This window comes from Candidatus Poriferisocius sp. (assembly GCF_965219775.1).
GTDB lineage: Bacteria > Actinomycetota > Acidimicrobiia > Acidimicrobiales > Bin134 > Poriferisocius.
The window spans coordinates 1,081,721-1,102,730 of record NZ_OZ244793.1 but is presented as its reverse complement, the minus strand read 5'-3'; the positions used below and the strand labels follow the sequence as shown (position 1 = coordinate 1,102,730).

Below are 21,010 nucleotides of genomic sequence, written 5' to 3'. Positions count from 1 at the left end.
GGGCCTCGGCCACTACCGTGGGGCGGGTCGGGCGAACCAGCACCGACGCCGAGGGGCAGGCGACAGGGAGGCATCGCCATGAGGACACGGGCCGCGGTCTACCGGGAGCCGAATGTGCCGCTCGACATCGTGGAGGTGGACATCTGCAAACTGGCCGCCCAGGACGTGCTGGTGCGGATCACCCACAGCGGCATCTGCCACAGCGACCTCCACGTGTACCACGGCAACCGGGAGTGGGAGACCCCCATGATCCTGGGTCACGAGGGGGCCGGAGTGGTGGAGCACGTGGGGGAGGGCGTGGCCGGGGTCCGGCCCGGCGACCGGGTGGTGCTGTCGCTGGTGGCGAGCTGCGGGCGGTGCCGGTCGTGCGCCTCGGGATTCGCCAACCGCTGCTCGGCGTACATGGGATATCCCATCGGCACGTACTACGACGGCGGCCACCGCTTCGAGCGAGACGGGGAGGTCCATCACTCGTTCTGCACCGTGGGCTCCTTCGCCGAGCACGCCGTGGTCCACTACTCCAAGGCGGTGGTGGTGCCCGACGACGTGGGGTTGGACGTGGCCTGCTTGGTGGGCTGCGGGGTGCCCACCGGGGTGGGCTCCGCGGTGAACACCGCCCAGGTCCGCCGTGGCAGCACGTGCGTGGTCTACGGGTGCGGCGGGGTCGGGCTCAACGTGATCCAGGGGTGCCGACTGATGGGGGCCGCCGAGATCGTGGCGGTAGACCTGCTGGCCGACAAGCTGACCCTGGCCGAGCGATTCGGCGCCACCCACACCGTGAACGCCACCGACCACGACCCGGTGGCCGCGGTGATGGAGATGACCAGGGGACGGGGGGCCGACTACGCCTTCGAGGTGATCGGCTCCGGGGCCACCTACATGAACGCCTGGCACTCCATCGGCATGGGGGGCTTGGCGGTGATGGTGGGCGGCCCGCCCGCGGGCACGCCGTTCCACATCGACGCCACCGAGATCTACTTCGGCAAGGCCCTCACCGGGAGCATGTACGGCAACTCCTCCCCGGCGCGGGACTTCCCGTGGATCTTCGACCTGTACCGATCGGGCGAACTCCTCCTCGATGAGTTGATCACCCAGCACCGCCCCCTGGAGGAGGTCACCGCCGCCCTTGACGAGTTGGACACCGGCGGCGTGGTCCGCACCGTGTTGGACATCGGCCCGGAGTAGGCGGTCCGCACCGTGTTGGAGATCGGCCAGGAGTAGGCGGGCGTCGGCATGTGTGGGGGAGAAGGGGTCGGCGGCAGTACTGTCGGGGCGAGCTGATGGGACGCCAATCCGAGATCCGGCTGATCGCCACCACCGAGGTGCCCACCAACTGGGGGCGGTTCACCTGCCACGCCTACCAATCGCTGGACGACGGCGAGGAGCACGTGGCCTTCGCCCTGGGTGCGGTGGATGCCGCTGACGAGGTGCTGGTTCGGGTTCACAGCGAGTGCCTCACCGGCGACGTGTTCGGCTCGTGGCGCTGCGACTGCGGCGCCCAGCTTCACACGGCCATGGACGCCATTGCCGATACGGGCACCGGTGTGCTGGTGTACTTGCGGGGCCACGAGGGGCGGGGCATCGGCATTGGCCACAAGATGCAGGCCTACGCCCTGCAGGACCGGGGCCACGACACGGTGGACGCCAACTTGGAGCTGGGTCTGCCGGTGGACGCCCGCACCTACGGCATCGGCGCCGCCATCCTGGCCGATCTGGGGGTCAAGCGGGTGGCGCTGATGACCAACAACCCCACCAAACACGACGACCTGGCCTCGTTCGGCCTCGAGATCATTCGCCGGGTCCCCTTGGCGGTCCGCCCTCTTACGGACAACGCCGACTACCTGCGCACCAAACAGCAACGCCTCGGCCACCTTCTCGACCTGGGCTGACGCCCGGGATCGACCGGGGGGGTGGGGGGGGAAGCCTCAACCCAGAGGTGTGCCCTGCGAGAGCATCGCCGCCGCCTCTGGATCGAGCATGACGCGGACGTCGGGGTGGGTTTGCAAAGCGGAGGCGGGGATCTCGGGCGTCACCGGGCCTTCCAGGGCGTCACGCACCGCAGCGGCCTTGTGGGGGCCCAGGGCGATGAGGAGAATCTGCTCGGCCCGAAGGATGGTGCCGATCCCCTGGGTGATGGCCTGGCGGGGTACGTCGTCCACCGAGTCGAAGAAGCGGGCGTTGGCTCGGCGGGTGGCCTCGCTCAGCGTCACCACCCGGGTGGCGGAATCCAGGGGTGACCCCGGCTCGTTGAAGGCGATGTGACCGTTGCCCCCGATCCCCAGGATTTGCAGGTCGAGGTGGGCCGAGCCAACGACCTCCTCGTACCGCCGGGCTTCACCGTCGAGGTCGGACGCGTTCGGGTTCGGGGCCACCAGGGCCTCGGTGGGAAGGTCGACGTGATCGGCAAGACTCACCCGGATGACGTTCCGAAAGGCTTGGGGGTGCCGGTCGTCGAGGCCGACGTAGTCGTCCAGCAGGTAGGCCGTGGTGCGGGCGAAGCTGAGCGAACCGTCCCGGCAACGTTCGACCAGGGCCCCGTAGACGCCGACCATGGTGGCCCCGGTGGCCAGCCCGATGCGGGGGTGAGGGGACGCTTGCACGACGGCCGCCACCAGATCGGCGGCCACCTCGCCGGCGGCGCGGGCATCGGGGGCAACCATCACCTTCACCGGTCGCGACTCCTGCTCACACCGCGCGGCGAGCACCGGTGATATAGGAGACAAGTTCGTCCTTGTCCACATCGCCGACGCTCACATCGGCGCACACCCGACCCTGGTACAACACCACCGCCTGATCGCACACCGCCAGCACCCGATCCATGTTATGGGTGATCAACAGCACCGCCACCCCCTGGTTGCGCGTTGCGTCCCTGGAGGAACATTTCGAATCCGATTGTTTCGGTCCAGGAGTGGACTCTGGGGGGGTTAGGGGGAGAAGGCGGGGGCGATGGTTTGGGCGAAGGTGTGCATCCAGGCGTCCTTGTCGTCCATGAATTGGGCCAGGACCAACCGGTTGACGCCCCGCTCGGCCAGTTCGCTCAGGCGGTCGATGCAGTAGCCCGGTGGTCCGGCGATGGTGCCCCGGGTGGCCAGGAACTCGGTCAGGCCGTGTTTGTCGGCCAACCCGGCGTTGACGTTGGCCCCGTCGGCGTAGGCGTGGTGGCGGCTGTCGTACTCGGCCATCATGGCGGCCAGGCGGGGTTTCACGTCCTCGGGCAGGCCCTTGCCGTCCATGTGGAAGCGGTACACGTGGTTGGCCGTGCCCGCGATGAGGAACTTGATCTGCTCCAGCCCGGCCTCCTGCGTCTCGGCGAACAGCAGGTTGGCGAACCACCACACCTCGACCTCGTCGGGATCCCGACCCACCGAGCGGGCTCCCGCGGCGATGTTGCCCAGGGCGATCTCGCACACGTCGGCGGGCAGGCTGTTGGACAAGATGACCCCGTCGGCGATCTGTCCGGCCATGAACTGGGTCCGGGGCCCTTCGGCGGCGATCCACACCGGCACAGGGGCGGGTCCCCAACGCATGTGGAGGTCGTGACCTTGCCAGGTGGCTTCCTGTCCGCCGCTCAAGGCCTTGACCGCGGCGGTGTAGTCCCGCAGCTCCTGCACCGAGGCGGGTCGCTCCCCGATGTTGACCAGCGCGCTGTCGCCCGACGCGATGCCGTAGCGGAACCGGCCCCCGGAGATCTGCTGGACGGCCATGGCCGCCGAGGCGGCGGCGGCCGGGTGGCGGGTGACCGGGTTGGTCACCGTGGTGGCCAACAGGGCGTTCTCGGTGTGGTGGGCGGCCAGGGTCAAGGTGATGAACGGGTCGGCCCACAGGGATTGGGAGTCACCGGCCACCACCATGGAGAACCCGCTGTCCTCCACCCGCCGGGCCCACTCCCCGTAGGTCGACAGATCGTCGGGGACTTTTCCGGTGCCGAAGGAGATGGTGGGGCTCATGGCCCGAGGTTAGAGGCAACCGGCGTAGCGGTGGCGGGGTGGCGGGGGAGACAGGTCGGCAGGGCCTCAGGTTGGCGGGGCGACGGGGAGGCGGGAGGGGATCTAGCATCGTGGGCGATGGCGGCGGACTACGAGGATCTCTCGGCGTGGGGGTTGGATGCCGCCGCCGAGGAGGCCATGCTGGCGGTCCAGACGGAGTGCACCTTCATCTGGGCCAACCGGGAGGGGTGGCCGGTGGGGGTCATCATGAGCTTCATCTGGCGACAGGGTCGGTTCTGGCTGACGGCCAGCGGCCATCGGGCCCGCATCGCCGCGGTGCGGCGCGACCCCCGGGTGTGCGTGGTGGTGACCAGCACCGGGGCCGCCGGGGTACCCCGCCGTCAGACGGTGACCTACAAGGGCCGGTGCCGCATCCACGAGGACGACGCCACCAAGGCCTGGTTCTATCCCGAGTTGGCCGCCGCCCTGCATCCCGACCCGGACCGGCAACGTCACTTCGCCCGCTTCCTGGATTCCCCCCAGCGGGTGATCCTGGAGGTGGAGCCCACCCAGCGCATCGCCTTCGACGGCACCAAGCAGGCGGCCGACACCACGGCGTGGATCGAAGAGGGCCTCTGAGCGGGACCTCCCGGTGACTGCTCAGACGGCGGCCGGTGGGCGCAGCCGGTCGGCCACGGCCCGGGTGAGGCGGTCGAGAATGCCGGCCAACAACACGATGGCGATGCCCGCCTCGAAGCCCCGGCCCACCGCGTCGCTGCGCCGCAGGCCCCGCACCGCCTCCAGGCCCAGCCCGCCGCCGCCCACCAGGCCGGCGATCACCACCATGGCCAGGATGAGCATGATCACCTGGTTCACCGCCACCATCAGCTCGGGGGCGGCCAGCGGCATCTCCACCCGGCGCAGGCGCTGCCACCGGGTGGCCCCGAAGCTCTCGGCCGCCTCGTGGATCTGGGCGGGCACCCGGCGCAGGCCGAGATCGGTGTAGTGGACGGCGGCGGGCAGGGCGTAGATCACCGAGGCGATGATGCCGGGGATGCGGCCCACGTGGAACAGGGTGATCACCGGCACCAGCAGCACGAAGCTGGGAATGGTCTGGAAGAAGTCCAACACCGGCTTCAGGGCGGTGCGCAGCCAGTCGTTGTGGGCCGACAGGATGCCCACCGGCACCCCGATCAGCAGGGTGACCGCCACCGCCACGATGGTCTGGGCCAGGGTGTCCATGGACAGCTCCCACATGCCCAGAAAGCCGATGGCGAACAGCGCGGCCCCGATCCCCAATCCCAGGCGAATCCCCCCGGCCCACAGTCCGAGGATCACCCCGATACCGATCATGGCCGGCCACGGGATGCCGGTGGCGAAGAACTCCTCAAGCAGCCAGAAGAAGTCCAGCGTGTCGGCCACCCAGGAGGTGGTCACGGCATTGCCGGAGAACAGATTCCGCAGCGGGGTGACGAACTGCAGGGTCACCCAGTCGCTGAAGGGCCCGGTGCCGATCCCGGAATCCCCGATGTCGTACAGGTGATCCCGGGCCCAGTCGGTGGCGTCGTTCACGTAGGGGGCCAACTCCCAGTGCAGGGCCTCGGGAAACGTGCGGTGCTCGGCGATCCCGCCCCCCACGGCCGCCCCGACGGTGGCCACCCCCAAGAGCCGCATGGCGGTGGCGTCGGAGCCCGCCGCCGCGGTGGCCAGCCCGGTGGAGAAGCGGTCGAGCACGATGGCCATGATCACGATGGCGATGCCCGCCTCGGTGGCCAGGCCCACGTTGATGTTCTGCATGGCCCGCAACACCTCTTGGCCCAGCCCCCCGGCCCCGATGAAGGCGGCGATCACCACCATGCTCATGGCCAGCATGGTGGTCTGGTTCATGCCCGCGCCGATGGCCGGTCGGGCCTGGGGCAGGCGGACCAGCCACAGGGTTTGGCGCTCGGTGGCCCCGAACATCTCGGAGGCCTCCACCGTGGCCGGCGGCACCGTGCGCAGCCCCACCTCGGTGAGCCGCACCACCGGCGGCAGGGCGAAGATGACGGTGGAGATCATGGCGGGCACCCGACCGAACCCGAACAACAACACGAAGGGGATGAGGTAGACGAAGCCGGGCATGGTCTGCATGGCGTCCAGGGTGGGGCGCAGCAGGCGGTTGACCCGGTGGGAGCGCCAGGCGGCCACCCCCAGGGGGATGCCGATGACCATGGCGACCAAAACCGACACCCCCATCAGGGCCAGGGTGGCGAAGCCCTGCTCCCACAGGTCGAAGATGCCGATGACCATCACCCCGGCCGCACCCATCACCCCGGCCACCCGCCCACGGGTCCACCACAGGCCGAGCCCGGTCAGGGGGGGATAGGCGTACCACGGGAGCCACTTCAGCAGGTCTTCCAGGCGCCGGATGCCCCCGTCGAAGGCGTCGGACAACGGATTCAACAAGGCGGTGTAGAGCCAGTGGGAGGTTTGGTTGTTGATGAGCCACCGGCGGCCCCGATCGATGGGATCGGCCAAGCCCACGTTCCAGGAGTCGGGGAAGATGCCGAAGTTGGTGAAGAAGACGAACACCGCCAACAGCACCGCGATGGCGCCCGCGGCCATCGGGGCCCGTGGGGTCACGGCCCGCTCACGGTGATGGCGTCGGCCACGTCGTCACCGTGCAGCAGCCCGACGGGGCTGCCGTCACCGTCGACCACCACCACCGGGTGGGTGGAGCCCAACAGCAAAGGGAGCACGGTCTCGAGCGAATCGGTGGCGCCCACTTTGGTCCACGCCGGATCGACGGATGTGCCGTTGAGGGGCCGCATGAGCGAGCAGGCCTGGAGCACCTTGGCCACCGGGGCGTCCTGGGTGAAGGCCTGCACGTAGTCGTCGGCCGGGTTGGTGAGGATCTCCACCGGGGTGCCCACCTGCACGAAGGCGCCGTCGTTCATGATGGCGATCCGGTCGGCCAGCTTGAGGGCCTCGGCGAAGTCGTGGGTGATGAACACCAGCGTGCGCTGCAGCTTCATCTGCAGATCGATGAGCTCGTCCTGCATGTCGCGGCGGATCAGGGGATCGAGGGCGGAGAAGGGCTCGTCGAAGAACAGCACCTCGGGGTCCACGGCCAAGGCCCGGGCCAGGCCCACCCGCTGTTGCATGCCGCCGCTGAGCTGCTGGGGGTAGTGGTCGCCCCAGCCGTCGAGGCCCACGGTGTCCAGCAGCTCCCGGGCCCGGTCCTGGCGGTCCTGGCGGCTCACCCCTTGCACCTCCAGACCGTAGGCCACGTTGTCGACCACCTTGCGGTGGGGGAACAGGCCGAAGTGCTGGAACACCATGGCCATCTTCTGGCGGCGCAGCTCCCGCAGGGTGGCGTCGTCGGCATCGGTGAGATCGGTGCCGCACACCTCGACCCGGCCTTCGGAGGGCTCCACCAGATGGGAGACGCAGCGAATCAGGGTGGACTTGCCCGATCCCGACAGCCCCATGACCACGAACGTCTCGCCGGGGGCCACCTCGAAGCTCACGTCGCGCACGGCCACCACGCTGCCGGTGGCGGTTTGGATGTCCTCCCGGCTGGCCCCGGATTGGGCCATCTCCTTGGCCTCGGTGGCCTGGCGGCCGAAGATCTTCCACACCCCCGCCACGCTGACCTGCGCAGCAGTGTCGGCTTGCGCCGTTCCCGCCACAGTGGGCTCGGCCGTATCGGAGCCGGTATTGGCGGCTGTTTCGGCGGCTGGGTCCGTGCTCTGGTTTGTTCTGTGGTTGGCGCTCTGGTTTGTTCCCGTGCTCATTGTCCCCCCGATTGCGACTTTACCGTCCGTACGGACGGGTATGGGCGTGGGCTACCCTGACCCGACGATGGCAGACACCAGCAGCACCCCCGGCTCCGGTGCCGACGCAGGCACCTCGGCGGGCCGGGCCGGTGGGCGGACCCGGAACCAGCCGGTGCAGGAGCGGGCGGTGCTGACCCGCGACCGCATTCTGCAGGCGGCCACCGAGGTGATTCGACAAGAGGGCGTGTCGTCGTTGACCTTCGACAAGGTGGCCGCCCGGGCCGGGGTGAGCAAGGGCGGCTTCCTCTACCACTTCGGCTCCAAGGACGCCCTCATCGTCGGACTGCTCAACCAGGTGATGAGCGTGCTCGACCGTGAACTCAACGTGCTGGCCGAGGGGATCGGCGAGCAACCGGGGGCGTTCGCCCTGGCCTACCTGGACTACGTGCGGGAGCCCACCAAGGCGGCCACCGACACCGCAGTGTCGATCCTGGCCGCCGCCGCGGTGGACGACGACCTGCTGGACAGCACCCGGGCCACCTTCACCGGTTGGCAGGACCGTTTGCTGCACGACGACAGCATCGGTGAGGTGGAGGCGTTGTTGGCCCGGTTGGTGGGTGACGGGCTGTGGCTCATCGACCTGTTCGGCCTGGCGCCGCCCAGCGCCCAGGAGCGTCGCCGAGTGCTGGACATGGTGTCGGCCATGATCACCGGCCAAGGCACCAGCGACGGCCCGGGCGGTGACCGGGAGACCGACGGGCATCATGGCCCGGCGGATGATCCGGCGGGCTCGACGGGTTTGCCGGAGTAGACGGGGGCGTCCTCGGGGGCCAGGGGCTGGTTGCCCAAGATGAGGTCGGCCGCCTTCTCGGCGATCATCATCACCGGGGCGTAGATGTTGCCGTTGGTCACGGTGGGCATCACCGAGGCGTCCACCACCGTGAGCCCCTCGGTGCCGTGGACGGCCATGGTGGCCGGATGCACCACCGCCTGGTCGTCGGTGCCCAGGCGGGCCGTGCCCGAAGGATGCAGGGCGGTCTCGGCGTCCTGGGCCACCCAGTCCATGATCTGCTCGTCGGTGGCCACCTCGGGGCCGGGCGACAGCTCGCCGTCGTTGTAGGGGGCGAAGGCGGGCTGGTTCATGATGCTGCGGGCCACCCGAATGGTCTCCACCCACTCCCGGCGGTCCTGTTCGGTGGACAGGTAGTTGAACAAGATAGCGGGCTTCACCCGGGGGTCGCGCGACGTGATCCGCAGGCGGCCCCGGGAGTCGGAGTACATGGGCCCGACGTGGACCTGGTAGCCGTGGCCGCTGCTGGGGGAGGTGCCGTCGTAGCGGACGGCAAGGGGCAGGAAGTGAAACATCAGGTTGGGATAGGACTCCTCGGGGTTGGAGCGCACGAAGCCGCCCCCCTCGAAGTGGTTGGTGGCTCCCGGTCCCCGACGGGCCAGCCACTGCAGGCCGATCCAGGGTCGGCGCCACAACTTCAGCGCCGGTTGCATGGACACCGGTTGGCGGGAGGCGTACTGGATGTACACCTCCAGGTGATCCTGGAGGTTCTCGCCCACACCGGGCACGTCGGCCACCACCGGGATGTCCAACTCCTGGGAGAGGGCCGCCGGTCCCACCCCGGAGAGCTGCAGCAACTGGGCCGAGCCGAAGGCCCCGGCGCACACCACCACGTGGGCCCCCCGGGCCGTGTGGGTGCGTCCCCGCCTTCGGTACTCCACCCCCACCGCCCGGCTGCCGTCGAACAGGACCCGGCTGATGAGGGCGCCGGTGGTCACCTCCAGGTTCTTGCGGTGGGCCACCGGGTGCAGGTAGGCCCTCGACGCGGAGAGCCGCCGCCCCCGATGGATGTTGCGGTCGAAGGCCGCGAACCCCTCTTGGCGGAAGCCGTTGACGTCGTCGGTCAGCTCGTAGCCCGCCTGCTGCACGGCCTCGAAGAAGGCGGTGAACAACGGGCTGTCGGCCGGCCCCCGCTCCAGCACCAGCGGGCCGTCGCCGCCCCGCCACTCATCGGCGCCGGCCAGGCAGGTCTCCATGCGCTTGAAGTAGGGCAGGCAGTGGCGGTAGTCCCAGGCCTCCATGCCGGGCTGGGTCGCCCACTTGTCGTAGTCGGCCGGGTTGCCCCGCTGGAAGATCATGCCGTTTATGGAGCTGGAGCCCCCGAGCACCTTCCCCCGGGCGTGGTAGACCCGCCGGCCCCCCATGTGGGGCTCGGGCTCGCTCTGGTACTGCCAGTCGTAGAACCGGCTGCCGATGGGAAAGGCCAGCGCCGCGGGCATGTGGATGAACACGTCCCAGCGGTAATCCCGGCGCCCGGCCTCCAGCACGAGCACCCGGTTGGCGGGATCGGCGCTCAGGCGATTGGCCAGGGCGCAGCCCGCGGACCCGCCTCCGACGATGATGAAGTCGTACAACGACTGCTCCTCGACTGTTCTTCGGCCACTTCTGGGTGTGGGAGTCGAAGTCTTTGAATAACCGGTGCCGGCGGCTCCCCCAGCCGCCGGCACCGGCTTTCAGCCGGAGGCTAGGAGGGGAGCCAAGCGCTCCAGACGGCCTCGTTGTCGGCAATCCACGCCGCCGCGGCTTCGTCCACCGAGAGCCCGTCGCCTTCGACGGCGGCCAGCATCTGGATCTGGTCGGCGGTGGAGTAGCTCATGGCCCGCAGGAAGGCATCGGCGGCCGGGGCGTTCTCGGCCAGGTCACGGCCGACGATCTTGAAGAGCACGTCTTCGGGATAGTCGCAGTCGATGCCGCCCTCGGCGTCGCGGGCGTAGCACTCGTCGCTGTAGGCGGGCAGGGCCACCCGGGTGAGGTCGTAGTTGTTGAACGCCGAGTGTGGGGTCCAGAAGTAGAACAGCACCGGATCCTGGCGGCTGTAGGCCGCGTCCAGGGAGGCCAGGATGCCCGCTTCGGAGCCGACGTAGACGATCTCCAGCGGGAGATCCAGATTGTTGATGATCTGCTCGTCGTAGATGGTCCAGCTCGGGTCGCCGCTCAGGAACTGGCCTTGGTCGCCGGTCTCGGCGGTGGCGAACAGGCCGGCCAGTTCGGGATCGGCGAAGCCCTCCCAGGTGGCCAGGGCCGGATTCACGTCGAGCATGTAGGTGGGCATGAACCAGCCGATCTCGCCCACCGGGCCGATAAGACCGGCGTTGTCCACGCCACCGTCGGGATTGTCGATGAAGTCGGCCACGTTGGCGGCGTGGCCCGATGGCCACACCTCCAGCGAGGCGTCGATGTCGCCGGTGTTGATGGCGGCCCACTGGGCGTTCTCGTCGATGTCCACCCGCTCCACTGAATAGCCGAGTTCGCTCTCCAGGAGTTGGGCGGCCACGGCCACGTTGACCGCCGAGCCGTTCCAGGGATTGACCGCCAAGGTGATGGTGGTCTGTGAACCCCGGGGGTCGGCCGGTTCCGGTTCGGGCTCGGGTTCCGGATCCGGGGCCGGGTCATCAGCCGGTTCCGGTTCGGGATCCGGTGCGGGAGCGGGATCGTCGCTGTCGGCCGGTGCCGGGTCGTCCGCCGGGGCCGGATCGTCGGCCGGTTCGGGATCCGGGGCGTCGGTGGCCGCCGGGGCCGGGGCCGGGGCAGAGCTGCCGTCGTCATCGTCGTCGCCGCAGCCTGCCGCCACCAACGCCAGTACGGCGAAGAGGACGGCGATGATCCGCCAGGTCCGAAACGGTCTTGTCTTGGTGGTCGACATGGATATTCCCCTCCATTGGTTGGATCCATTTGTTGGCCCGAAGTCGGCCGAACAAAACCGGCTAACTGGACTGTTTTGGAAACCTAGCACACCAGTCGGGCGCGCGCCAGGGTCTCTCCGGGATCAGCCCCGATCAGCCGTCGAACAACTCGGAGAGGGTCTCCACCACGTAGCCGACGTCGTCGGAGCCGAGGCCGTGATGGGTGGGGATGGACAGGGCGTGGCTCATCACCAGGTCGGCGTTGGGGAAGCCGTCGGCCGGGGCCCGGTGGTCGATGCCCGCGAAGCCGGGCTGGCGCAGGATGTTGCCCGTCCAGATCATGCGGGACTGCACGTTGCGGTCCTCGAGGAAGTTCTGCACCTCGGTGCGGTCGTAGCCCGCCTCGGGGCGCAGGATGAAGCCGTAGCGCATCCAGGTGGTGTCCACCTCGGGGGTGGTTCGGGGCAGGATCACCTTGTCGGTGTGGTTGACCAGAAAGTCGTTGTAGCGGTCGCAGGCGTAGCGGCGGCGGGCGTTGAACTCCTGGAGCTTGGAGAGCTGCACCAGCCCGTAGGCCGCCCCCAGCTCCGACGGCTCGAAGTTGTAGCCGATGTCGTCGAAGATGAAGATCTGGTCGTACATGGTGCCGTCGTCCAGCGGACCCCACCGGGTGTCCTCGCCCTGGCGCGAGCCGTAGAGGTACGACTCCGAGCGCCGCCCCCAGCGCCGCCGGGTCAGGCACTTGTCGTGGAGTTCCGGGTCGTCGAGGGCCACCATGCCGCCGTTGCCCGCGCAGGTGAGCGAGTGGGAGATGGCGAAGCTGGTCACGCTGATATCGCTGCGGGTGCCGATGCGGGTGCCCCGCAGGTGGGTGTCCAGCACGTCGCAGGAGTCCTCGATCACCTTCAGCCCGTGCTCGTCGGCGATGGCCCGGATCACGTCCCAGTCGGGGCAGTTGCCCATCAGGTTGGGGGTCATGATGGCCTTGGTGCGGGGGCCGATCATCTCGGGGATGCGGCTCACGTCGATCTGGAAGGTGTCGGGCTCCACGTCCACGAACACCGGCACCAGCCCGAGTTGCACCATGGGGGCCACGTCGGTGGAGAAGGTGAGCACCGAGGTGATGATCTCGTCGCCCGGTGCCAGGTCCAACAGCCCGATGGCCAACAGCAGCGCCGAGGAGCCGGAGTTGACCATCACCCCCCGTTCCTTGCCCAGCACCGTGGACACCTCGTCCTCGAAGCGGGCCACGTTCTCGCCGATGGCCAGGTTGCCCGAGCGCAGCACCGCCATCACCGCCTCGATCTCGCGCTCATCTTGGATGGCCCCGGCGGGGGGCAGGGTGCGAACGGGTCGGTTCTCCATGGCTGCGTGTTCCTTGGGTGTCGGGTGGCGGGGGGTGTTGGGTGGCGTCGGGGGTGTCGGTTGTCGGGGGATTGGCCGGGGATGGCGCCGGGCGCTGCTAGGCCGGGCGCTTCTCCACCAGCCGGATCAGGGGGATGCGGCGGTGAGGGGCCTTGGCCTGGTACTCGGCGTACCAGGCCCGGTCGGCCACCAGCCCGTCCCAGGTGGCCTGGTAGTCGTCGCCGTCGCAGATGTCCACCTCGGCCCAGAACTGCTGGTCCTTCTCGGTGACCAGCACCTCGGAGTTGACGTCGGCGTCGGCCAGGTTGAAGTACCACGACGGGTGGGCCTTGGCGCCGGCGAACGACGCCACCACGATGCGGTGGCCGTCGGGGTCACGCCAGTAGGGGAGGGCCACCTTGTGCTCCTTGCCCGACCGTCGCCCGATGGTGCGGATCATCACATGGTGCATACCGGCTTGGCCCCACACCTCGGGGTCGTCGCTGGTCTCCATGGCCTCCACGTGCATCTTGGAGATGACCGGGATCTCCTCCAGGGACGGGGTCTCCCAGGTCTGTACCACTCGTTGGTCGCTCATGAAATCCTGCCCTCCGTTTGGGGTGTTCTTTGTGTGGTGAGCATCTTGTACCGGAAAGTCCGGCCAGTCCAGCCCAACCGGCCCGCGGCGTCAATCCAGCCGGTCCAGCCCAACCGGGCCGCGGCGTCAATCCAGCTTGAGCACCCGGAGGGCGTTCTCCCGCAGGAATCCGGGCCACACCTTGTCGCGGAAGGGGACGTCACGCAGCTCGGTCATGATCCGCTCCAGCGACAGCCCCATGGGGAAGTAGCCGGCGTAGATCACCTTGTCGGCCCCCCGGGTGTTGGCGTAGCGGATGATGGCCTCGGGGTAGTGCTTGGGGGCGAACGCCGAGGTGGAATAGTGCAACCCCGGCCATTTCAGCATGAGCTTCACGGCCAGGTCCTCCCACGGCTCGCAGCCGTGGCGGGTCACGAAGGTCAGCTCGGGGAAGTCGTACATCACCCGGTCGATGCGCTCCACGTGTTGGGGCGAGAACGGGAACCGGGGGCCGGGCACGCCCGAGCACACGAAGATGGGGATGTCGAGTTCTATGCACTTGGCGTAGATCGGGTAGAACTTGGCGTCGTCGATGGGCACCTGGGGGAAGCAGCCCGCCGGGAAGGCGGTGGCCGCCTTGAGGCCCCACTTCTCGTGCAGGGCCACCATTTCGCGCAGTGTGCCCATCACGTCGTTCGGGTTGACCTCGAAGGACGGGATGAACCTCTCGGGGTGGGCGGTGAGCGCCCGCTGACAGGTGTCGTCCACGCACGAGATCATGGCCCGCTCGATGTTGAACCGGTCCATCTCGCCCAACACCACCTGCAGGGGGTCGTCGTCGGTGCCGTACAGCTCCTTGGGCACCCCCTTGAACATGTACTCCACCGGGAATTCGAACTCCTCGCTCGACTGGGTGTCCTTGGTCTGTTGGCGAATGAAGTCGTACGTCGAGAAGTCGGGTTTGGGGAACCCCAACATGGTCTCGATGATGGGGATGTCGGTGGGCATGCCCATGGCAGTGGTGCCTCCTGGTGAACGGTGTGGTCGGGCGGCTTGAACGGATTCTTCAGGCGGCCAGGGCCGTGCGGGGGGTGATCACGTCCCAGGCGTTGTCCCGCATCATGGCCTTGGTCTCGGCGTCGGTGAAGTTGGGGATGTCGTACACGAAGTCGGTGGGCACCTCCAGCCCCTCGGCGTGGGGGTAGTCGGAGCCGAACAGCATGTGGTCGGCGCCCATGGTCTCCTTGATGAGGTCGATGTCGTCCTCGTAGTAGGGCGAGACCCACACGTGGGCCTGGAACTGCTCCACCGGATCGGACGGGAACTCGTTGGGCATCTTGCCGTAGGCGATCTTGAGTTCCTCGGCCAGCCGGGGGGCGAACATGCCGCCGTTCTCGATGCAGGCGATCCGCAGATTGGGGTGGCGGTCGAACGCCCCGTGGCACACCATGGCGGCCATGGTGTCGAAGATCTGGCGCTCGTGGCCGGTGACCTGGCGGAACGTGGACGTGCGGAACGACTGGAAGTCGTCGGTGGGCTCCCACCGCTCGTTGTAGTCGTGCAGGCCGCCGTCGCCTCCGTGCATGCCCACGGTGATGCCGGCTTCGGCGATGCGGGCCCACACCGGGTCGTAGTGGGGCATGCCCGGTGAGCGGCTGGCGCCGTCGGGGGTGGGGACGGGGCCGGGCACCATCACCACCATGCGGGCGCCGTTGTCCAGGGCCCACTCCACCTCGTCAACCGCCCAGTCCACGTCGATCATCGAGATCATGGGGGCGGCGAAGATGCGCCCGTGGTAGGCGAAGCCCCAGTCTTCGGCCAGCCACCGGTTGAACGCGGTGAACGCCGCCTTCACCGCCGGGGGATCGTGGCGCAGCGACTGCTCCATGCCCACCCCCAGGGTGGGGAAGAACAGGGCGGCCTCGATGTCCTGGGTGTCCATCAGGGCCAGGCGGGCGTCGCGGTCGCGGTATTCGGGGCGCTCGGCGATGGGCTCGAGGTCGCCGAACATGGTCTTCACGTCGATGCCGTCCTTGTTGCGGCCCCGGAAGTAGTCCTGGAGGGCACCCGGCTTGGACACCGGGTCGAAGGTGGGGTTGGGGATGAACCGGTTGACCCGGCCCCCCACCAGCAGGCGCTGCTTGCCGTCGATGTGGGCCCACTGCATGCACCGCTTCTTCATGTTCGGGGGGATGTGGCGGATGAAGGCGTCGGTGGCTTCGTAGTAGTGGTTGTCGGCGTCGAACACCTTGAACGGCAAATCGGCCATGGGGCTACCTCCCGTGGGCATGGGGCAAGTGGGCTGCCTCAATCACATCGTTGACTCAGCCTCGTTGGCGGGTTCACGGGCAGTTTAGGCCGACGGCGCGTCCCGGAGAATTGTCCGAGCGAACGGGCGGAGCGGGGCCTCAGCTCCCGGCGGCGGCCTGGCGGGCGACTTCCATGCTCGGCCCAGGGCGAGTCCGGACGGCAACCACACCCCAACGCTACCGCCCTCGGCGGATTGCGCGGAGGCAACTACATTGACGATTGTGCTGGGCCAGCAGGAAAGGGGGCGGAGACCTGCCGTGGTGTTGGCGGGCGCGGTGGTGTGTCTGACGGTGTTGGCTGGCACGGTGGGGGCGGGGTCCGGTGGGGTGTTGGCCCATGAGTCGACTGACCATGAATCGGGAGGCCATGTGCCGGTGGCGGATGTGGTGTTGCGTGATGAGTTGGTCGCTGATCAGGAGAATTTGTTGAACGCCTACCGGTGCTTGTTCGACGTGGACACCGAGCTGGTTGCTGACGGGTGTCCGGCGGGTGTGGTGGTGCCTGCCGCTCCGCCGGAGTTTCCTACTGTGGATGACGTTGCGTTGCGGGACCGGTTGGTTGCTGATCAGGAGAACTTGTTGAACGCCTACCGGTGCCTGTTCGACGTGGACACCGAGCTGGTGCCCGACGGATGTGGTGAGCCCGAGCCACCGCTGAGCGGTGGGGGGACGGGGTGGCGGTTGGATGGTCACGGTCAGCCGTTGGCGGTGCGGGTGTGGTCGCAGGCCGAGACGGGCAGCCCGTGGCCGCCCGCCGGAACCGGACGCCAAGAACTGGACTGGATGACCCGCTGCATGCGCGAGTTCCAGGACTACACCGGTGAAATGGTCCGACGAGGCTGGCTGACTCCAGACGACGCCACCAACGAGTGGGGGGCCCGCTACTGCTCCAACAACCTCTCATCGGCGTGGGGGCCGGTGGTGCTCGACGGGCGGGACAAGGCGTGTGTGTACGACAAGCTGTTGAACCGCAACATCCGCACCATCTCCGGGCTCAACGACCAGTACACGATGTGGGACTGCCCCACCGGCCCCGACGGACTCGACCCCGACCCGCTACGACCCTTCGAAGTCCGCTGCCGCGATCTCGTCGCCCGGCTCCTCGCCGACGGGCATATCACAGAGGGGCTGCGGGAGGCATGGGAATCCCGCTGCGACCTGCCGCCGTCGAATCCCTACAACCCCGGGGGACCCCTGCCGCCCCGAGACCCCGACCGGCCCTGCAACTCCCAGCGCTACGCAGCCAAGAACCTCTTCGAATTCAACCTGAGAGCACAAGACATCAAGAACACCACCCGCTACGACTGGAGACCCTGCTGAAGGCACCAGGGCAGCAGTTCACCATTGCGGTGGGTGGCGCTCGTGGGGGTGGTTGGGGTGGGGGGTGGGGCGGGCGTACGATTGTGGGGGTGAGTGAGATCGGAGCCGCCGAAGGGGGCGTGATGAGCCTGGCGGCCGATTTCGACCTGGCGGGGCGCGACGAGTGGATGGCGCTGGTGGAGCAGGCCTTACGAGGGGCGTCGTTCGACAAGAGGCTGGTCCACACCACTTACGACGGCATCCAGATTCAACCCCTCTACACCGGGGCCGACCACGCCGGCGACCCCAGCATGCCGGGGATGGCCCCGTTCACTCGCGGCAGCCGGGCCTCGGGCGGCCCGTGGCAGGTGCGCCAGGCCCACAGCCCGGCCATGGGACACGCGGAGCTGCTGGCCGCGGTCCACGGAGGGGTGGACGCCATCGAGCTGCACGTGGAAGGAGCCGGCAGCCCCGACGAGTTGGGCGCGCTGCTGGAAGGCGTACCCGAGTCGGTGCCCGTCATGCTGGCCCCCGGCAGCGAAGCCTCCGAGGCGTTGGTCGGGCTCTGGGAGCGGCGCGGCCTGGCCCCGGCTGAGTTCCAAGGCGGTTTCGGGGTGGAGGCTGCCGATCCCCGGGTGGCAACTGCAGTGTCGCGGTCGCTGGCCTTTCCGGGGGTGGTGGCTGCGGTGGCCAACGGCGCCCGGCTGGCCGACCAGGGTGCCAGCGAGGCCCAGGAGCTGGCCGGATCGCTGGGCGACGGGGTGGCCTTTCTCCGGGCCTGCGAGCAGGCGGGCCTCGAATTGCCCAAGGCGGTGGCCAAGCTGGAGTTCCGCTACGCGGCCGGGGTGGACCAGTTCTCGACCATGGCCAAACTGCGGGCCGCCCGCCGACTGTGGGCCCGGGTGACCCAGGCGTGCGGCCTGGAACCGGCGGCGCAGCGCCAGCACGCGGTGACCGCCGGGGCCATGATGACCCGCCGTGACCCGTGGGTGAACATGATCCGCACCACGGTGGCCTGCTTCGCGGCCGCCGCCGGGGGGGCCGACGCCATCACCGTTGCCCCCTACGATGCCGCCATCGGCGTGCCCGACCCGCTGGGGTTGCGGATCGCCCGCAACACCCAGCTTCTGTTGCGGGAGGAGTCCCATCTCCACCAGGTGATCGACCCCGCCGGGGGCTCCTACTACGTGGAGTGGCTCACCGACGCCCTGGCCACCACCGCCTGGGGTCTGTTCCAGGACCTGGAGGCCGGGGCCGCCCTGGCCGAGCGCATCGAGGCCACCCACGGGGCCCGGAGCCGGGACGTGGCCACCCGCCGCCTCCCGATCACCGGGGTGAGCGAGTTCCCCCACTTGGAGGAACCGACCGTCGAACGCCCCCCGATGCCCGCCCCTTACGGCTTGCGACGCCGGGCCGAGCCGTTCGAGGCCCTGCGCGACGCCGCCGACGCGGCCGGAGCGGGCGGCACGACCCGGCCCGAGGCGTTCTTGGCCTGCCTCGGCCCTCTGGCCGTCCACAGCGCCCGATCCACCTTTGCCACCAACCTGTTGGCCGCCGGGGGCATCCGGGCCATCGCCGGTGACGGCTTCGACACCCCGGCCGAGGCGGCCACGGCCTGGGCGGCGTCAGCGTCCCCGGTGGCGGTGGTGTGCTCGTCCGATGAGCTTTACCAGGAACAGGCCGCGGCCACGGTGGCCGCCCTGAAGGAGGCCGGATGTAGCTACGTTCTGCTGGCCGGTCGCCCCGACGATCGCTGGGGGGCCGACGGCTACCTCTACCTCGGCTGCGACGCCCTGGCCGCCCTGCAGGCCGTCCACCAAAGGCTGGGGCTGTGACCGTCCCCGATTTCACCACGGTGGATCTCGACGCCCCGGCGGCCCCGACGGCCAACGGGGCCGGGCTCGAACGGTGGGCCGACCTGGTGGCCGAACAGACCGGACACCGCCCCGACGACCTCACCTGGGCCACCCCCGAAGGCTTCGGCGTGCGCACGCTCTACACCGCCGAGGACCGGGCGCCGCTGGACTTCTGCGACACCTACCCCGGCCTGGCCCCCTACCTGCGGGGCCCGTACGCCACCATGTACGCCACCCAGCCGTGGACCATCCGCCAGTACGCCGGGTTCTCCACCGCCGAGGACTCCAACGCTTTCTACCGCCGCAACCTGGCCGCGGGCCAAAGGGGGCTGTCGGTGGCCTTCGACCTGGCCACCCACCGGGGCTACGACTCCGACAACGAGCGGGTCGGCGGCGACGTGGGCATGGCCGGGGTGGCCATCGACTCCATCTACGACATGCAGATCCTGTTCGACGGCATCCCGCTCGACCAGATGAGCGTGTCGATGACCATGAACGGGGCGGTGCTGCCCATCTTGGCCATGTACATCACCGCCGCCGAGGAACAAGGCGTGGCCCCCGCCCAGCTCGCCGGGACCATCCAGAACGACATCCTCAAGGAGTTCATGGTCCGCAACACCTTCATCTATCCGCCGACCCCGTCGATGCGGATCATCTCCGACATCTTCGCCTACACCTCGGCGAACATGCCCAAGTTCAATTCCATCTCCATCTCCGGCTACCACATGCAGGAGGCGGGGGCCACCCTCGACCTGGAGCTGGCCTACACCCTGGCCGACGGGGTGGAGTACGTGCGGGCCGGGCTGGACTCCGGGCTGGACATCGACGCCTTCGCTCCCCGGCTCAGCTTCTTCTGGTGCATCGGGATGAACTTCTTCATGGAGGTGGCCAAACTGCGGGCCGCCCGCCTGCTGTGGGCCAAGCTCATGGCGCCGTTCCATCCCACCAACCCCCGCTCGCTGTCGTTGCGCACCCACAGTCAGACCTCGGGGTGGAGCCTCACCGCCCAGGACGTGTTCAACAACGTGGTCCGCACCACCGTTGAGGCCATGGCCGCCACCCAGGGCCACACCCAGTCGCTGCACACCAACGCCCTGGACGAGGCCCTGGCCCTGCCCACCGACTTCTCGGCCCGGATCGCCCGCAACACCCAGTTGCTGTTGCAGCACGAGTCGGGCACGTGCCGGGTGGCCGACCCCTGGGGCGGCTCCTACTACGTGGAGCGGCTCACCCACGACCTGGCCCAGCGGGCGTGGGCCCACATCGGCGAGGTGGAGGAGGCCGGGGGCATGGCCGAGGCCATCGAGGCCGGGATCCCCAAGCTGCGCATCGAGGAGGCCGCCGCCCGCACCCAGGCCCGCATCGACTCGGGGGCCCAGACGGTGGTGGGAGTGAACCGCTACCGGGTGGACGGGGAGGAGGGCGTGGAGGTGCTGCGGGTGGACAACGCCGAGGTGCGGGCCGCCCAGATCGACCGACTGGCCCGCCTGCGGGCCGACCGGGACGCCGAGGCCTGCGAGCAGGCCCTGGCCGCGCTCACCAACGGGGCCGCCACCGGAGCAAACGGCAGCGGCGGCAGCCGGGACGCCAACCTGCTGGCGTTGGCGGTGGACGCCGCCCGGGCCCGGGCCACCGTGGGGGAGATCAGCGACGCCCTGGAAAAAGTGTATGGTCGCCACGCCCCCCGGATACGGACGATCTCCGGGGTGTACCAGGGGGAGATGGCCGACAACCGCAACAACGGGGGCAGGGCTCATGGCGGCCGCATCGACGAGGTGCGGGCCGCAGTGGCCGATTTCGCCGACCGGTCGGGGCGTCGCCCCCGACTGCTGGTGGCCAAGATGGGCCAGGACGGCCACGACCGGGGCCAGAAGGTGATAGCCACCGCGTTCGCCGACCTCGGCTTCGACGTGGACGTGGGGCCGCTGTTCCAAACGCCCGCCGAGGTGGCCCGCCAGGCGGTGGAGGCCGACGTCCACATCGTGGGGGCGTCGTCGCTGGCCGCCGGGCACCTGACCCTGGTGCCGGAGCTGCGGGCCGCACTGGAGAAGCTGGGGCGGTCCGACATCATGATCGTGGTGGGCGGGGTGATCCCCCCCGACGATCACGACGAGCTGCGAGCGGCCGGCGCCGAGGCGGTGTTCGGTCCGGGGACGGTGATCGCCGACGCCGCCCTCAAGCTGGTGGCCGCCTTGGACGCCCGGCTGGGGTGAGCCCCGTCGCCATGGACCCTGATGCCCGGTAGTGC

General features: G+C 69.2%; 18 protein-coding genes. 7 read left to right on the top strand and 11 right to left on the bottom strand.

The genetic code is table 11. From position 1 onward, the window contains the following. Nucleotides 1–78: 78 nt before the first annotated feature. Nucleotides 79–1,185, top strand: a complete 1,107-nt coding sequence (locus ACOQPQ_RS05055) for a Zn-dependent alcohol dehydrogenase (protein WP_420638356.1) — start codon at nt 79–81, stop codon at nt 1,183–1,185. A 95-nt stretch (nt 1,186–1,280) separates the two neighbouring features. Further along, nucleotides 1,281–1,889: a GTP cyclohydrolase II gene (gene ribA, locus ACOQPQ_RS05050; protein ID WP_420638355.1), complete on the top strand. Its 609-nt coding sequence runs from the start codon at nt 1,281–1,283 to the stop codon at nt 1,887–1,889. 36 nt (nt 1,890–1,925) lie between these two features. Here the strand turns inward: ribA and ACOQPQ_RS05045 are convergent, their stop codons facing one another. From ACOQPQ_RS05045 to ACOQPQ_RS05035, 3 genes are all read right to left on the bottom strand, one after another. After that, on the bottom strand, nt 1,926–2,660 hold the full coding sequence (locus tag ACOQPQ_RS05045) for a glucosamine-6-phosphate deaminase (protein WP_420640359.1): 735 nt from the start codon (nt 2,658–2,660) through the stop codon (nt 1,926–1,928). A gap of 25 nt (nt 2,661–2,685) precedes the next feature. Continuing rightward, entirely contained in the window at nt 2,686–2,841 is a 156-nt protein-coding gene (locus ACOQPQ_RS05040; RefSeq protein ID WP_420638354.1) for a hypothetical protein, read from the bottom strand. 83 nt (nt 2,842–2,924) lie between these two features. After that, nucleotides 2,925–3,947, bottom strand: coding sequence for an LLM class flavin-dependent oxidoreductase (locus ACOQPQ_RS05035; protein WP_420638353.1), 1,023 nt, complete (start codon nt 3,945–3,947; stop codon nt 2,925–2,927). A gap of 117 nt (nt 3,948–4,064) precedes the next feature. Between ACOQPQ_RS05035 and ACOQPQ_RS05030 the strand changes: the two genes are divergently transcribed. Further along, complete coding sequence (locus ACOQPQ_RS05030) at nt 4,065–4,565, top strand: pyridoxamine 5'-phosphate oxidase family protein (RefSeq protein WP_420638352.1); 501 nt, start codon at nt 4,065–4,067, stop codon at nt 4,563–4,565. Nucleotides 4,566–4,586: 21 nt separating this feature from the next. Here the strand turns inward: ACOQPQ_RS05030 and ACOQPQ_RS05025 are convergent, their stop codons facing one another. Next, on the bottom strand, nt 4,587–6,548 hold the full coding sequence (locus ACOQPQ_RS05025) for an ABC transporter permease (protein ID WP_420638351.1): 1,962 nt from the start codon (nt 6,546–6,548) through the stop codon (nt 4,587–4,589). Continuing rightward, complete coding sequence (locus ACOQPQ_RS05020) at nt 6,545–7,597, bottom strand: quaternary amine ABC transporter ATP-binding protein (RefSeq protein ID WP_420638350.1); 1,053 nt, start codon at nt 7,595–7,597, stop codon at nt 6,545–6,547. The genes ACOQPQ_RS05025 and ACOQPQ_RS05020 overlap by 4 nt, the downstream gene beginning before the upstream one ends. 172 nt (nt 7,598–7,769) lie before the next feature. Between ACOQPQ_RS05020 and ACOQPQ_RS05015 the strand changes: the two genes are divergently transcribed. Continuing rightward, the gene (locus ACOQPQ_RS05015) at nt 7,770–8,495 is read left to right on the top strand and encodes a TetR family transcriptional regulator (protein WP_420638349.1); all 726 of its coding nucleotides are present in this window, start codon (nt 7,770–7,772) and stop codon (nt 8,493–8,495) included. On the opposite strand, the gene betA is transcribed toward ACOQPQ_RS05015, so the two are convergent. From betA to ACOQPQ_RS04985, 6 genes are all read right to left on the bottom strand, one after another. Then, nucleotides 8,447–10,108, bottom strand: coding sequence for a choline dehydrogenase (gene betA / locus ACOQPQ_RS05010; protein ID WP_420638348.1), 1,662 nt, complete (start codon nt 10,106–10,108; stop codon nt 8,447–8,449). The genes ACOQPQ_RS05015 and betA overlap by 49 nt on opposite strands. A 110-nt stretch (nt 10,109–10,218) precedes the next feature. Then, complete coding sequence (locus ACOQPQ_RS05005) at nt 10,219–11,397, bottom strand: glycine betaine ABC transporter substrate-binding protein (RefSeq protein ID WP_420638347.1); 1,179 nt, start codon at nt 11,395–11,397, stop codon at nt 10,219–10,221. Between the two features lie 133 nt (nt 11,398–11,530). Further along, nucleotides 11,531–12,742, bottom strand: a complete 1,212-nt coding sequence (locus tag ACOQPQ_RS05000; RefSeq protein ID WP_420638346.1) for a DegT/DnrJ/EryC1/StrS family aminotransferase — start codon at nt 12,740–12,742, stop codon at nt 11,531–11,533. 97 nt (nt 12,743–12,839) lie between these two features. Next, nucleotides 12,840–13,319, bottom strand: a complete 480-nt coding sequence (locus tag ACOQPQ_RS04995; RefSeq protein ID WP_420638345.1) for a nitroreductase/quinone reductase family protein — start codon at nt 13,317–13,319, stop codon at nt 12,840–12,842. 126 nt (nt 13,320–13,445) lie between these two features. After that, a complete protein-coding gene (locus ACOQPQ_RS04990) occupies nt 13,446–14,312 on the bottom strand; it encodes an amidohydrolase family protein (RefSeq protein WP_420638344.1) in 867 nt (288 codons plus the stop codon). A gap of 52 nt (nt 14,313–14,364) precedes the next feature. Then, a complete protein-coding gene (locus ACOQPQ_RS04985; RefSeq protein WP_420638343.1) occupies nt 14,365–15,588 on the bottom strand; it encodes an amidohydrolase family protein in 1,224 nt (407 codons plus the stop codon). A 277-nt stretch (nt 15,589–15,865) separates the two neighbouring features. Between ACOQPQ_RS04985 and ACOQPQ_RS04980 the strand changes: the two genes are divergently transcribed. The 3 genes from ACOQPQ_RS04980 to scpA all read left to right on the top strand — a co-directional run bounded on the left by ACOQPQ_RS04980 (nt 15,866) and on the right by scpA (nt 20,975). Next, entirely contained in the window at nt 15,866–16,927 is a 1,062-nt protein-coding gene (locus ACOQPQ_RS04980; protein WP_420638342.1) for a hypothetical protein, read from the top strand. Between the two features lie 89 nt (nt 16,928–17,016). Next, nucleotides 17,017–18,741: a methylmalonyl-CoA mutase family protein gene (locus tag ACOQPQ_RS04975; protein WP_420638341.1), complete on the top strand. Its 1,725-nt coding sequence runs from the start codon at nt 17,017–17,019 to the stop codon at nt 18,739–18,741. Further along, nucleotides 18,738–20,975, top strand: coding sequence for a methylmalonyl-CoA mutase (scpA, locus tag ACOQPQ_RS04970; RefSeq protein WP_420638340.1), 2,238 nt, complete (start codon nt 18,738–18,740; stop codon nt 20,973–20,975). Before ACOQPQ_RS04975 ends, scpA begins: the two co-directional genes overlap by 4 nt. Nucleotides 20,976–21,010 lie beyond the last annotated feature (35 nt).